General features: G+C 42.6%; 9 protein-coding genes. 2 read left to right on the top strand and 7 right to left on the bottom strand.

Translation table 11 applies throughout. The features are described 5' to 3' along the window. From V7K97_RS31225 to V7K97_RS31205, 5 genes are all read right to left on the bottom strand, one after another. Nucleotides 1-1,193 (bottom strand): C1 family peptidase (locus V7K97_RS31225; RefSeq protein WP_334804847.1); only part of this gene is annotated, 1,193 nt, incomplete at its 3' end. A 288-nt stretch (nucleotides 1,194-1,481) separates the two neighbouring features. Next, nucleotides 1,482-3,677 (bottom strand): TolC family protein, encoded by a 2,196-nt coding sequence (locus V7K97_RS31220; protein WP_334804846.1) that lies wholly within the window; start codon nucleotides 3,675-3,677, stop codon nucleotides 1,482-1,484. A 105-nt stretch (nucleotides 3,678-3,782) separates the two neighbouring features. Then, on the bottom strand, nucleotides 3,783-5,345 hold the full coding sequence (kaiC, locus tag V7K97_RS31215; RefSeq protein WP_334804844.1) for a circadian clock protein KaiC: 1,563 nt from the start codon (nucleotides 5,343-5,345) through the stop codon (nucleotides 3,783-3,785). Nucleotides 5,346-5,549: 204 nt separating this feature from the next. After that, the gene (kaiB, locus tag V7K97_RS31210; RefSeq protein WP_334804843.1) at nucleotides 5,550-5,864 is read right to left on the bottom strand and encodes a circadian clock protein KaiB; all 315 of its coding nucleotides are present in this window, start codon (nucleotides 5,862-5,864) and stop codon (nucleotides 5,550-5,552) included. A 98-nt stretch (nucleotides 5,865-5,962) separates the two neighbouring features. Beyond that, nucleotides 5,963-6,544 carry a KaiA family protein gene (locus V7K97_RS31205; protein WP_334804842.1) on the bottom strand — a complete coding sequence of 194 codons (582 nt, stop codon included), beginning with the start codon at nucleotides 6,542-6,544 and terminating at the stop codon, nucleotides 5,963-5,965. Between the two features lie 738 nt (nucleotides 6,545-7,282). Here V7K97_RS31205 and V7K97_RS31200 point away from each other — a divergent pair. Further along, nucleotides 7,283-10,498: an ATP-binding response regulator gene (locus V7K97_RS31200; protein ID WP_334804853.1), complete on the top strand. Its 3,216-nt coding sequence runs from the start codon at nucleotides 7,283-7,285 to the stop codon at nucleotides 10,496-10,498. 141 nt (nucleotides 10,499-10,639) lie between these two features. On the opposite strand, the gene V7K97_RS31195 is transcribed toward V7K97_RS31200, so the two are convergent. Together V7K97_RS31195 and V7K97_RS31190 are read right to left on the bottom strand one after the other, a co-directional pair. After that, a complete protein-coding gene (locus V7K97_RS31195) occupies nucleotides 10,640-12,598 on the bottom strand; it encodes an ArnT family glycosyltransferase (protein WP_334804841.1) in 1,959 nt (652 codons plus the stop codon). Between the two features lie 221 nt (nucleotides 12,599-12,819). Beyond that, entirely contained in the window at nucleotides 12,820-13,455 is a 636-nt protein-coding gene (locus V7K97_RS31190) for a hypothetical protein (protein WP_334804840.1), read from the bottom strand. Between the two features lie 897 nt (nucleotides 13,456-14,352). On the opposite strand from V7K97_RS31190, the gene V7K97_RS31185 reads away from it, so the two are divergent. Further along, the gene (locus V7K97_RS31185; RefSeq protein ID WP_334804839.1) at nucleotides 14,353-14,685 is read left to right on the top strand and encodes a DUF565 domain-containing protein; all 333 of its coding nucleotides are present in this window, start codon (nucleotides 14,353-14,355) and stop codon (nucleotides 14,683-14,685) included. Nucleotides 14,686-14,689: the final 4 nt, after the last annotated feature.

Here is a 14,689-nt window from a genome sequence, read left to right as displayed (position 1 = left end):
GATTCATCTTCATCGTCATCCTCGGATTCATCTTCATCGTCATCCTCGGATTCATCTTCATCGTCATCCTCGGATTCATCTTCATCGTCATCCTCGGATTCATCTTCATCGTCATCCTCAGATTCATCTTCATCGTCATCCTCGGATTCATCTTCATCGTCATCCTCGGATTCATCTTCATCGTCATCCTCGGATTCATCTTCATCCTCGTTCTGTGCAAATTCTAGTTCACTAACAGCCAGAGAGAGAACCATATCAAAGAAGGAGCCTTCATCGCACCAGACATCCTGACTTAAGTCGAGGTCGGTTACACTTTTAATAGTCCAACAATCACCGTTTAACTCAGAATTGGTAATGTAATCGTAGGGAATGTAACAGTAGCCTTGGTCTCCCCAGCTTGGCCCCCAAGAGTTACGAACCAAAAACATCCGATCTTGATCAGAATATCCTACGCACAGCATTGCGTGTCCGCCACAAAGTTTCTCGGTGCTTGAATTTGGTATTGGTACTCGTCCAGTATCTTTAGCTTGCTCAAAGGAACTGAACAGCTGCAAACCAAAGGCAAAGGGATAACCTTCCGCTAAACAGTGGCGCATTGCGTACAAATCCAAGTCAATTCGTTCAGCGTCATCGATCAAGAAGCTTTCTGCTTCCTCATAAGCTTGTTCGTGGGGTTTTTCAAACACCTTATTTTGACTATAAGGCCAAGTTTTTTCTATACAAGCACCGTATGTTCGCAGTACCTTAATACAGGTGCGTAAATAAGTTCCTTCGTCCTGCTCAACGGTTCCATCAGAGAATCTGGCATTGTAATAAATAAACAAGCGACTCACATACTCTGCCGAGCCAAATTGACGCATCGCCAGATACTCGTAAGCTCCCGCCATTGCGTTCGCTGTACAACTGTTCAATTCTCCCTGCTGTTCCACTTCTGTCATGTGGGGACGTAAATCGACCATTGGCGGTAACTGTTCTGGTTGATAACGTCCAGCACCGTATTTTTTATCTCTTGGATCAATAGGATCTGGTCGATAACCGCCGACTTTGAACTGTTTGCCTCTGGAATCGTGGAAGAACGAGACTGTACGAAGCACATCGGAAATTGACATAGAATAATCTCCCTTAGAATCACACACGGTAGAAGCGCTGTGTTGACTCAGACAGTTTCCGGCGGCGACATTGTACCTGAACATAAGATCATTTACACCACCTAAGACTTAATAAGAGACGTTGCAATGCAACGTCTCTACTTTTTAGCCCACGGAACTGTCTTCAATTTATACAATTAGCGCCAAGACTTGTTTCAATATAGCTTTTATTACTAAAAAGCCTCATATTTCAGTAATTACACCGAAATATGAGGCTTCTTGGAGTTTTTCATCAGAAATATTACTGGACTGGGTGATGCCCTGAAGGGAGGTGCAAAGCGTATTACCAAACACAACACCAGTCAAAAGTATTGACGGTTGAGTTTCAGCTAACTAGCGTAGCGCTCTAAGGGTAACAGACCTTTGTAACTGAGCTAAAGCCTTATTGTAATTCAAAATTGCTGAGACTCGATTACCTTCAGCTGTTGTGAGGTCGTTTTCAGAGTTAATGACATCAGTTTGAGTGCCTACACCAGCTTGGAATCGCAAACGCGCTAAACGTAGAGCTTCTCTAGCTTCTTCTAAACCAGTAATAGAGGTTTGAACATTGGTCAAACTAGATTGCAGGGTAGAATAGGCTTGTTCTACCTGAAAGCGAATTTGGTTGCGCTGTTCAGCAAATTGAGTTTCGGCGATCGCAATATTAGACCTTGCCTGAGCTGCCCTTGCTTTTGCGGCTCCCCCATCATACAAACTTAGGCTTGCCCTGACTCCTACCGCATAACCATCAGTCGCGCTGATATTATCATTGAACTGATCTAGTAGGCTGTAGCTGGCTACCAAACTAACTTGAGGGCCTAGTGCTGAAAGTGCCTGCCGTCGCTGTTGTTCGCTAATGTTACGTTGCGCCAATTGCTGTTGCAGTTCGGAACGGTTTTGAAAAGCCAGGACAATAGTTTGTTCTAGTGACTGGTTCCAAAGACCAGCTAATTGTACAGGGTCAGCTGCGCTGATATTCACTGACTGGGACAAACTTATGCGAGTCGCCAACTGACGACGGGCAACTTGCTGCTGAGAGATAGCATTAATCAGGTTTTGTTGGGAATTTGCTAAATTCACCTGCGCTCGCAACACATCAAACCGCGTACCAACCCCAGCTCGCTCTAAAGATTGTGCATCACGCAAACTAGCTTCGGAGTTCAGCACAGCCGACTGGGAAATACGTACTTGTTCATCTGCTTGTTGCAGATTGTAGTAGTCAGTGGCAACATTCAAACGGATTGTCTCAAACTGAGTTTCTACAGCCAGTTGATCGGAGCGCTCTTGTTCCTCAGCCTGTCTGATGGTAGCTTCCCGATTCCCAGAAGTATAAAGGTTATATGTCAGTTGTGCAGATCCGTTGAAAGCTGTCGCAGGTATGCCTGCGTTAGGAGAGAGTAAACCTTCCTGTTGGTATAATTGGTCCTCAAGCTGACCAGAAGCAGACTGACTGCGAGTGATATCACCAGTAAGACCAAGAGTCGGAAGCAAGGCAGCTTGTGCCTCGCGGACAGCAGCACGGCTGCGTTCTAGCTGCAATATCGACACCTGTAGATCGTGATTGTTACGCCGTGCTAGCTCTAGAGCCTGTGCCAAAGTAATCGCCTGATTTCCCTCAAGTCTCACTTCCTCTGGCTTGGTGGGAAATTGCAGGGGATTGGCATTGGGACTGAGGTTCTCTGGAACTTGCACAGAACCTACCGGCGCAGGAGTTACATTTCCTGGGACAGTCTGAGGTTGCACCAAACCTGCCGGCGCAGGAGTTACGTTTCCTGGTAGAATCTGAGGCTGTACCGAACCTGCTGGAGTCTGAGTATTACTCTGAGCTAAACGTTCTCCAGCCGTATTTTGTCCTAAGCAGGTGCTAGAGACTAGTCGCAAAGAAGCCGAGGAATCACTTTTGTTTTTCCCCAACTCTTGTGGACACTTCTGCGCTGACAACAGTTTTGCTGCTCCTAACCCGGTAGTTGAAGTTTGTAAAAATGACTGCAACTGATTAACAGTATTTATCTGTTGAGCCACTGGCTGCTGTACAGAAGACATGGACAAAATTTCTTCTTGGACAGAAGGAGGTTTGGAAGTGTAGTCAGGAACTACTACGCTCTTTAATTTCTGCCCATTCGGGTGTGAATTACTGTTTTTTTGGTCGCTTTGAGCAGAACGGCTAACATCTAGCTCTTGGGAAGGATTAGAGGTAGGTGTCAAACTGAAAAATCTACCTTCACCTTTCTTAAGTACTTGTTTTATTGGCACATCAGTATTTCCAGCCGTGAATACTGGAATACTGTTATTATTTAAAGGCTTCACACTAAGTTTAGTAAAACCAAAAGCAGGTACTAGGGTTGGAACAATAACATCTGCCGTGTTAGGCAGTTCCGTATTAGTCGTGTCTACAGCCAAGTCTTGACCAGAAGTAGAAGTCAAAACACTAGGAGAAGACGCTATCTGTATCCCTGTTACTTTCACAGTACCAGCCCAAGCAGCCTGAGTTGTTAAGACCGCTGCTGTCACACCAGGTAAGAAGCTATAAAATAATTGCTGTCCTTTCACCGCATCCCCTCACACAAAAATCAATACTAGCGGCAGAAAACCTGTCTTCACCACAGAATATAGCACGATACTAAACTTCAGAAAGAACATACTACGATACTAAATTTAGGGTTCGGAACTCTGTTTGTCTTCAAAACGTCTAACAATGCGAGAAAGTTCCGCCTTTTCATCGATACTAACGCGAGTAGGGGCACCGCTAATAATCCGTTCGTAGTTTCGGAAAGAATCTTTAATATCTGGACCATCAGCAGTTATATTATACTCACGAATTCCCTTATCATGCCAAGAGCCTCTCATTTTGAATACGTTAATTGCCCGCGACATCTCTCCACGAATTTCTACGTACTGTAACATTATTATTGTATCGGTAATCGTAGAAATATGAGAGTCAGTAATGGAATGCGCTCCCAGAAATTGGTCAGTTGTGTTAGTAAAGAAACCAGTGATTTCTTCTTGTTTAGCATAACCCGTCACACCAATTACAAACTGCCTAAATGCATTATTGCTCACTCCTCTCGCTAGTGCTGATAGGGAATCAATGGCAATGCGAGCTGGTTTGAATACAGCAATTTCTGATTTAATAATTTGTAAGTGGTCTTCTAAACCAGTTGATTCAGGATAGGTACAGATGATTTTGAGTAAACCTTGATCTTCTAATTCTTCAAAATCAATTCCCCAAGAGGAAGCATTGCGAGATAGTTGGGCACGTGATTCTTCATAAGCAAATAATATCGCTTGTTCTCCATTGAGACAGCCATCTTGAATAAACTTGCTGACTAACAGGGTTTTGCCAGTACCGGTGGCTCCTGTTGCCAAAATAATTGAATCTTTAAAGAAACCACCACCACACATCTCATCTAAGGTTTTGACACCAGAAGATACCCTGACATTAGAAGAACGTTGAGTCAAGCGCATTGCTCCCAGTGGGAAAATGTTAACTCCTTCATTAGTAATTGTGAAGGGATATTCGCCTTTCATGTGAGTTGTACCGCGCAATTTGAGAATTTCAATTGTGCGGCGGCGGCGTTCTCCTTCTAAAACGTTACGAACAATTACGACATTATCGGAAACAAATTCTTCTACTCCAAATGAGGCAACAGGTCCATATTCTTCACCACGTTCAGTGGTAATTACAGTGGTGACATTCAGCAGTTTGAGACGTGCTACCAGGCGAAAAATCTCGCGTCGCACTACTCCCATCGCTTCATATTGCTGAAATACGGCTGTTATTGAGTCGATTGAAACTCGTTTAGCTTTGTATTTACGAATAGCATATTGCAAGCGCTCAATGAGTGCAGAAAGGTCAAAATTCCCAACGATATCTTGACCTTCTGGATCGGGAGATGCATCCAGAATAAACAATTTGCCTTCTTCGATTAGCCGTGGCAAGTTCCAACCAAAAATATTGGCATTTTTAATAATATCACTCGGTGATTCTTCAAAGGTTACAAATACACCTGCTTCATCAAAGTAGGTGATACCGTTATAAAGAAACTGAAGAGAGAATAAAGTTTTGCCTGTGCCGGAGGTGCCGCTAATCAAGGTAGTTCTACCAATTGGTAAACCACCATGACTAATATCGTCAAACCCTTCGATCATTGTCCGAATTTTTTCTAAACCCCCAATTTTCGGTGGTTGCTTTGGTTCTAGTTGCTCGTTTTCACTCATTGCTTGATAATAAATTGGGATGAAAACCTATTTTTTCTAAAGTAGCTAGGCGTAAATAAATTAAAGTTTGTAGTAAGGACTTTAGTTCTGATAATCATTGTTTTGAGCGATAAATCGCTCACTACGAGCTGTAATTTGATTTTTATGTTTAATTATGCCTGTCTACTGACTAAAGTTTGGACTCAATTTTTTATGATTAAAATCTTACTCTTCAAAATCTTCTTCACTCAATTCTTCATAGAGCAAATCTAATCCAATCAATACTCTTTCTCTATCCGAAAGATCCCCAATAATTTTGCGAACGGGTGGAGGCAAAATTTTAGATAATGTCGGCGTTGCCAATATTTTATCTTCTTCCGCCAGTTGCGGGCTTTTCAGGACATCAATCACTTTCAAAGCATAAACACCTTCAAATTCCTGTTCTAAAATATCTTTGAGTGTTTTTAATGCCCGGACGGAATTAGGGGTATTCCCTGCTACGTAAAGCTTGAGAACGTAGGTTTTTCTGGGTTTCTTCATATACTTAATGGCTAGTCACGATCATCAAAATACAACATCGTTCGCCCATTGGGAATCACTAACGGCAGTTGCTTGTACCAAGTTGAACATCAATTAATTTATTTAGAAATCGAACTCCTATAGATTTCGCATAGGTGAGCTAGGATATCTATCAAGGTTAGGCGGTAATCAAGTAATGTTTCATTGCTCCTTCCTTCTAATTTTAGCTGGTGAGAAAATTCTTCAATTACCTCCATGTGAATTTCAATTATTTGGGGCACAGGAATATTAGCATAAAATATGGTATTGATAAATTTATCAATTTTATCTTTGAGTGTTTTATCTGTGCTAAAATAATCTATAAGAATCAGGCTATAATCTGATTTAAGCTGTCTTAATAATCCTTGCCTTTCTACTGGAGTCATCTCCTGAAAGTGCTGTTGGCTTTTTTGCATCTGACTGGCAAATACATAGATATATTTGCCAGTGTATGTCTTACTTGGATTTTGTTGCAGACAATTTGGTAAATAGTTGGTTTTTGCAAAGGTAGTTGCAGCAACAGGTAGGTAGCAAAATTTGGCAATAATTGCGTCAATAAATTTCCCGGACCACGCCCTCAAACCTTTTTGATTGGCTAAGTCAACTGGATTATCTAAGCATTTGTTAACATCAAGTTTCAGAATCAAGATCGGTAATAACATCTATTCTTGAATATATCTCCTTGATCGCCCTGACCAAGAAATGTGGGCTGATAAGTTTGGCTAACGCTTCTAGGGTAGTACTAGGTGTGCATTGCACCCCAGAGACTCTGTATTACCAGATAGTGCTAGCTACTCAACAACTTAGTGCAGCACGGTGTAAATGCATCTACCATCTCAATTAACCAGACAAGTTGCGCGATTTGGGCAGTACTTACGCAAACAATAGCCGAAATCCTGATTTTCGGGTAGGGGAAATTCATGAATTGCCCCTACCTTTGACGATCGGGTACTAGTCCGCATCGCAAGACACAGTAGCTAATTCATCATTTGCATATCTATGTATATAAATAGATAGATTTTTCTATTTTGCTCATTGATAAGATACTTAAACGAACTTAAAGGATTGTCGCATTCCAAATCATTATAATTCCTCAAGGTTCTAAAGCGAATCTTTGGGGTCATAATTGTTTTAGCCGTCGCTATCTATGAGGAGTTTAAATACCAGTAAGACACTGGAGGAGGCTAGTTGCGACAAATGAAAAACGCCGCTTCTAGGAAAAATGCACTCGTCCACAAGCAAGTGTCCGTGATGAAAAATCCCGTTGTTTTAATGGCGTTGAAATAACCAGAGTTGCTTATATGAGTCTTCTTAGAGGATATGGCTTCAGGCGAAAAGACCATCAACTGGCAGATGGAAATGCCGAAGGTTTCCACGGGAAGAATGACCCCCAAAGCCCTATGTTAATGCTAGATTACCCGCTTTATGACTTTCAGGCAACCGTACCTAGCTGCCCTCAAACAAGTTCTCTGGCAGTGGTGTTGGAGATTTTTGAGCAAGAGCAGTGCGATCGCTTGGTAGTAGTGAATCAACAGCAATGCCCCATCGGATTGCTGTATTCTGCCCGTTTAATCCCAAAATTATTAGCACATAGTGAAGATAAAAATCTAAATTTACACCAATCACTCTCTACCTGGGGTCAAGGTCTAATTGAGCCAATACAGACAATATCAGCTTATGAGCGTGTAGAGCAATTGAGCTTGCCCTTGTGTGATCCACAAGGCGAAAAACACCAGAATTTAGATTGGGCGCTGATTGACTCTGATGGTCGATATTTGGGGCTGCTGGATAGTTCACGCCTGTTGCGATCGCTAGCTAAGGAACGTATGGCTGGCTTACAAAGTTCAGGTGAGCATCGCTATGAGTATGATGCTAGACCAAATGAATCCAAGTCCTTGGGACACCAACCATTGGTACACTTGCTGGAAAGACTGCCTTGGCCTTTGATGTTGCAAACGGGTACTGGCGAGGTGATAGCACGAAATCCCGCCTGGTGGCAGCAATTAGGAGCTCTGAAAGATCCAGAAAGAGTTAGGGAACAGGTGGAGGCAATACTTGTCCCTAACCTCTCGGAAACACCAGAATATGTCAGTCAACGAGCAATCAAGGTTCATGCCAATGGTAGGCAGAATGAGCATGATGGTGAAGAGGAACTGACTCAGCAAGAAGCATCTTACAGTCGGTGCTATTTGGATAGTCAAGTGGGTACTTGTACCTGCGTTGTCGAAGTGCAAAATGGTCAAGAACAAATCTGGCAATTTGCCAAAATTCCCTTAGATAGTCCTGAATTTAAAGTGATGAGTGCTGAAGATGAGGTTGCACTCAGCAATGATTTGTGGTTAGTTTTAGCTACTGATGTGACTGAACAGCAGCAGCTTTGCAAAGAATTGGCAGCAAAAAATGCCGATTTAATTCAACTTAATCGCTTGAAAGATGAATTTTTAGCTTGTATTAGTCATGAACTCAAAACTCCCCTAACTGCCGTTTTAGGATTATCGCGCTTGCTGGTGGATCAGCAGTTGGGAGAACTTAATGAGCGTCAAGCCCGTTATGCGGGACTGATTCATCAAAGTGGACGCCACCTGATGAGTGTGGTGAATGACATTTTAGATTTGACTCGGATGGAAACGGGGCAAATGGATTTGACGCTGACTCCGGTGAAAATTCGGGCTGTGTGCGATCGCGCCTTATCGGAAGCTAAAGCTATCCACACTCAAACTACCAAAGCTACACCCGCTTCGCCAACTCCAAATACCCGTTCATCTGATCCTCAATTCTGCCTTTCCATTGAACTAGGCTTAGATCAAATGGTGGCAGATGAATTGCGCTTACGCCAGATGCTAGTACACCTACTTTCCAACGCCTTTAAATTCACCGAAATATCCGGCGAAATTGGGCTGCGGGTGAGTCGTTGGGAAGGATGGATTGCCTTTACCGTTTGGGATACAGGCATTGGCATTCCTGAACACCAGCAACACTTAATCTTTCAAAAATTCCAACAACTAGAAAATCCCCTTACCCGCCAATTTGAAGGCACTGGTTTGGGGCTAGTATTAACTCGCGCCTTAGCTCGTCTCCACGGAGGAGATGTCAGCTTCTTATCTCGTGAAGGAAAAGGTAGCCAGTTTACCCTACTTCTCCCGCCCAGCCCCCCAAAAACAGGCTTTTCTGAACCAGATACGGGAATCAGAGAAGACGAGGAGACACGACACCAACAGATACGGGAAAACCCCCCAGCAGCTCGTCATGTTAGTACACAGCATTATCCTGCTAGTTCCCAACGGTTGGTTTTGGTAGTCGAGGCAGTAGCCAGATATATTGAAGACTTGACCGAGCAACTTAAAGGTTTAGGATATCGAGTCGTGATTGCGCGATCGGGAACAGAAGCAGTAGAAAAAGCTCGGCGCTTGCAACCAATAGTGATATTTTTGAATCCGTTGCTACCCCTACTATCAGGCTGGGATGTGCTGACTTTACTAAAATCTGACACCGCAACCCGTCATATATCTGTAATTGTAACCGCGACGGGAGCCGAAAAGGATCAAGCATTTGCTAACCGAGCCGATGGTTTCTTAAGTTTGCCAGTAGAGCATCAGGTTTTAGCACCAGTTCTCGAAAAATTATCTACTGTACAAGCAGTTCCGCAGCTAGGGTTAAACAATAGTGCAATTATCCCAACTAAAACCCCACTGCGAATTCTCCGGTTGGTGAATCCCCAGTTGGAATCGGTCAATCCCCACCCCTCACTTCGAGAACATCGGGTGATTGAAGTCGATGACCTAGATCAGGCAGAACTTTTGGCGCGGGTATGGCAGTTTGATGTAATTTTGCTAGATGTCGAAAGCACCACCGCCCAAATTTATCTGCAACAACTAATTGGGCATCCACGTTTGGCGGCTATACCCCTAGTTACTTGCGATGTTGGAACTACCCTAATAGCTTCTAAGATACCAGGGTTATCTGTATTTCCTTACTTAACACCATTTGCTAAAGACAACAGCAGTCGCACGGAGAAAACAGATGCTTTACTATCAGTACTGCAAATTGCTTCTGGTATTTGTTGCCCGCCTAACATCTTGGTAGTGGATTTGACAATGCTACGTGATTTTCCCCAGGTAAGACGCAAGCAAGTTAAGAGTTATCGGAGAGAAAAAGATTGCTCAATTAGTAGTGAAACTGCGGAACGGGGTTCTGAGTGGTTCCAAGCTTTAATTCAGTATCTCCAAACAGCAGGCTTCAAAGCGGCGATGAGTCCTTGTTGGGCAGAAGTGTTACAACAAATTCGCCACCAAAGCGTTGACTTACTGCTAATTTGTTTAGGAGAATCTGCTATCCACAAAGACGTGCTAAAAGCCCTGAAAACATTAGGGGATTCGCCTGACAAGTTACCACCGATTTTGGTACTGAATCAGCGCTTAAATAGTCCAGAAAGCAGTTTTCAGCCTGGGGTAGCTTACAAGGAAATTGACAAGCAGAAGAAGAATGGTTTGGAATCCATAGAAACTGTTGTGGGTGCGATCGCTACTCAAATATTACCGCGATCGATCTCAATGGAAGACCTGTTAAGCCAGATCAATCAAGCATTAGCTGTCAATGGTTACAACGGCAAATGTTAATGGGCATTGGGAATTGGGCATCCCTTCTCTACGAGACGCTACGCGTAGCTTGCTTCCACGAAGTGGTACGGCTCCGCTCAGGGCAAGTGGGCATTGGGCATTAGTTGTTTCTCCCTCATCTCCCCCATTCCCCATTCCCCATTACGATATGTCTATTTTTTCATTTTTCTTTTTCTTAAAAGGAACTCGAACCAAGTTATAAGCACCCTTGGTCGATAAATTCTTGTAATCATCTGGCTGTAAGTCCATTTGTAAAAACTTTTTTTGTTCAGCCAACAGCAGCACTGAGGCAGGTTTTAGTCCTTTGGCAGCCTGTTTTTTAATATGGTCTATAGCCTCTTGGGGAAATCCTAAATAATTTACGTGAATGTGGCTGTAAAATACCACACTGGGCTTTTTGAAACCAAGCATGATCAATTCTTCATCTGGTTGTTTTGCTTCTAGGACGATCGCAGACAATTCCCTTAAGGGTAATTGACGTTCTCGATCAATAAAAAATGAAGCAGGCGTTAAGACAAAAATTATAAACGCCACAAACCCAATTAAATTAATACTGATAACGTAGTTCCATCGGCGACTTAATAATAAACCCGCAACCAAAACGGCACAAACTAGCCAAATTGCACCCGCTATTATTGGTAAACCAGATTTTTGAATTAGTTCGTGGAAGTTACTTATGGCTGGATCAGTACCTAATATATGGGTTATGTTAAACAGTGCTGTTGCCAAAAATGATAAAAACACTACATTCACCCAACCACTCCAGACGAGTGATGCGGGGACTGGGAGACGTGGGGATGAGGATAAATTATCTAATACTTTCTCCGTGTCATTTTCATTCTCTATATTTGGAAAAAGGTCGCTCCACAACAGGGCTACCAGGATTGCTGCTGCTGGCATTAAAGGTAATACGTAGCTAGGGAGTTTGGTGACAGCAATGCAGAAAAAGACAAAGATACTAGCAAACCAGAACCAGGCAAATAAACCAAATTGCTGAAAACGTTCAAGGGATCGCCAATGCGATCGCTGCCAAAACTTTAGTCTGACTATAGAGGCTGGTAAATACACGGAGTATGGCGCAAAACCTAGCAGCACCACTATGAAGTAAAAATACCAGGGTGCTGAGTGACCATTAACTACTTCTGTAAAGCGTTCTAGGTTGTGATAACCAAAAAAGGAGTTAATGTAATTCCAGCCATTGCGCCAAATTACCAAAGCATACCAGGGCACTGATAAAACTATAATTATCAGTATACCTACGAAGAGGCGCATTTCTCGCAACACCTCTCGCACCTTGCCCACGTAAAGCAAAAAAGCACCAACAATTATCCCTGGCAAGACAATTCCCACTGGTCCTTTAGTCAAAATTGCGCCAGCAATCAGCACATAAAAAGCTAAGTACCACTTATTGGGCAAAAAGGAGGTCGTTTCACGCCGGGATTGGGAAAATTCCTCCCCACTCGCCAATTTCCCAGTCCCCAGCGATGCACTGAGCTTGTCGAAGTGTCCCCAGTCCCCAGCCCCTTTCCCTGCGTACCCTACAAAGAAACACAACAATGCTGATGCCATGCATGCGGTGAGTAGCATATCAGAGACACCCGTTCTCGCCCAAATAATGGTTTCGGGATTGAGTGCCATGAGCGCTGCTGCGATAAAAGATATTAAGTAGCGGCGAGTAGGACGTGAAACTTGTTCTAATTCGTCTTGTTTCCCCAGATACCAGTATATGGTGTAAAAAGCTAAAGAAACTAAGCCTAAGGCGGCGATCGCAGAAGGAAGACGTACTGCCCACTCATTCACCCCAATAATTGCATAAGCGATCGCTTGACACCAGTAAATTAAAGCGGGTTTATCGAAACGAGTCTCACCATCGAAAAATGGGGTTATCCAATCACCTGTGACTAACATCTGGCGGGAAGCTTCGGCAAATAGCGGCTCTGTCTCATCAACCAAGCCAGTGTTGCCCAAATTTGACCCAAAAGCTATCCAGCTAATCGCCATCAGCCACAAAATCGACACAGTTACACCAAGGGCTGGATTTTTTGCTATTTTGTTGAACCACTGATCAACAGTGTGCTTAACACTCAGTTTCATTCTCATTAGTCAATAGTCAACAATCACTAATCAATAGTCGTTGGTTATCTATCTTTTGTTCTTCGGAGTTTTAAATTTAACAATTTTTCTTTACTCATTATTCAACACTTTAGCAACTGTGGGGTAGCTATGTAAAAATAAACGTCTGAGCAAACGCCAAACAATGTCCACCCTCCAAAAATTGCTTCCGTACAGGCTCAACTCTAGCTATCCCCTAACAGCACTATTTATTGACTCAGTACTAGTTGCCATTCTCTGTTTTGGGAATTCCATTTAGGTAATTGAGTTTCCCCGACAACATAAGGACCCCAGTAACGACGTGAACCATCTTCTGCAAAAGCAACTAAAATATCTCCCTTCTCCAGCTTTAAATTATTTTGAGGTAGAGATAAAATCAATCCCTTATCACTACCTTCTTGGGGATCAAAATCCCAATGTGCCGGTACATCATAGTTAGTTTGTTTAGTACCAGAGCCTTTTGCTACCGACTGTCGCGCCAATAGAGCTAACCGCACGGGCTGATTTGTTTGATTGCTAATTCGCAAACTCCCTTGTTGGTTGGCAATGCTAGCTGATTTATCACGATCTGCCAAGACGGGATAAGTATTCTCTTTAGTGCTATGTTTTACTTCACTGGTTGGAATTGTTGCTGGAGTAGAAAGACTAGCGGAAATCCCTTTTTCAGGTGAAACAGGTGTAGACGAAGTTGAGTTCCACTGGGCAGTTTCAGTTGGCTGTTGTGAAGATGTATCTGGGTTTGTGGACTCAAAGGATACGCTAACTCCAAAGCATCCCACCAAAGCAACAAGCAGTCCCAAGCAACAAGCTGTAACACCGACGTTACGATACACTAAAGATTTCATATTGATAGTTGTTATTAGAAATAAATATTTTGTCTAGGCTTGACCAAATAGTAGCCTATTATCCCAAAAGACAATCACACAAAGTAGCCTAATATAGATTTTTCTAAAATTAAGGATACGAATGTATTATAAATATCATTGTGAGTAGCAAACATTTGGAGTAAATAAATTCTTTGATGTTTGACAAACAAGAGGTATAGACACCCATTGCTTCGGATTTTGACCGTAGCCTTAGATAAAAAAATAAAATTTGATACCTACTAAACCCATTCATTTGTATAAAAAAAGTTCCGTGAAACCGCTACTACACTATGGCGGAAGTTTGCCTACCTTTAACAAATGGCTCAAGCAACTTGTTGTCTGCTTAATTGATCTGACTTTTTACGGTATCTGTAAAATCTCTCTACTTTTAGGGAGAGACTTCAAAATTCCCCCCTTAGCGACGCGGGAAGAGGGTTAGGTTTTTTGTGGACTTTTACATATAACGTGAAAAGTCTGATTAATTGAGATGTTAGTTCAATTTACGCCGTGCTGTACTGGCGGCCTTAATAAGGCTTACTTTCTCAAACCTTAGATAAATCTAACTGGTATATTTTATCTGGGGCGAGGAAAAGCCGCCTTTTAGGGATTTCCAATAAATAAACAATCAAACCTTGTGGCATAGGCAGAAAAGTCTGCTTTTGGCTACGATCGGGGAAATGCCCACCCAAGAAGAACCAAGCACCTTAAGGGTTTATACTTCCCTGAAGATGATAAAATGGTCAAATTTGAATTAACACTGGAAGCCCAATAGATATATACAATATTAACAAACAAGCTGATTCTAAAACCAATATCCTCCTTAATTAATATAGATATATTTGAAGATATCTTGACTTTGCCCCAGAAGTCCCTTTAATGCAAAATACTCGTCTCAATAACTTGTTGGATGCCATTGCTACACGCTTGGGGCAATGGTTTTTAAATCCTTGGCGGCGACTATCGTTGCTGATAATTAGTTTTTTGTTCGGTTTTTTTCTGGGAAACGCAGTTTCTACTACAGCCGGTCAACGGGCAGAATTAGACATTGTGGCAGCTGGTTTTTTAGTAGTTTTGACGGAAATTACTAGTAGGATATTTTACAGTCGTAGCTTTTTGGACAGGCGATCGCTCTTAGTAGACTCACTAAATCTGCTCAAAATTGGTTTCACTTACAGTCTGTTTCTGGAAGCCTTTAAGCTCGGATCGTAGCGAG

The organism is Nostoc sp. (genome assembly GCF_036917815.1).
Lineage (GTDB): Bacteria > Cyanobacteriota > Cyanobacteriia > Cyanobacteriales > Nostocaceae > Nostoc.
This window is presented reverse-complemented; position numbering and strand designations above follow the sequence as displayed.

Bases quoted from the DNA above. Each gene is read 5' to 3' on its own strand.
- kaiC (WP_334804844.1), bottom strand. From the start codon at position 5,345: ATGAGTGAAAACGAGCAACTAGAACCAAAGCAACCACCGAAAATTGGG.
- kaiB (WP_334804843.1), bottom strand. From the start codon at position 5,864: ATGAAGAAACCCAGAAAAACCTACGTTCTCAAGCTTTACGTAGCAGGG.
- V7K97_RS31205 (WP_334804842.1), bottom strand. From the start codon at position 6,544: ATGTTATTACCGATCTTGATTCTGAAACTTGATGTTAACAAATGCTTA.
- V7K97_RS31200 (WP_334804853.1), top strand. From the start codon at position 7,283: ATGTTAATGCTAGATTACCCGCTTTATGACTTTCAGGCAACCGTACCT.
- V7K97_RS31195 (WP_334804841.1), bottom strand. From the start codon at position 12,598: ATGAGAATGAAACTGAGTGTTAAGCACACTGTTGATCAGTGGTTCAAC.
- V7K97_RS31190 (WP_334804840.1), bottom strand. From the start codon at position 13,455: ATGAAATCTTTAGTGTATCGTAACGTCGGTGTTACAGCTTGTTGCTTG.
- V7K97_RS31185 (WP_334804839.1), top strand. From the start codon at position 14,353: ATGCAAAATACTCGTCTCAATAACTTGTTGGATGCCATTGCTACACGC.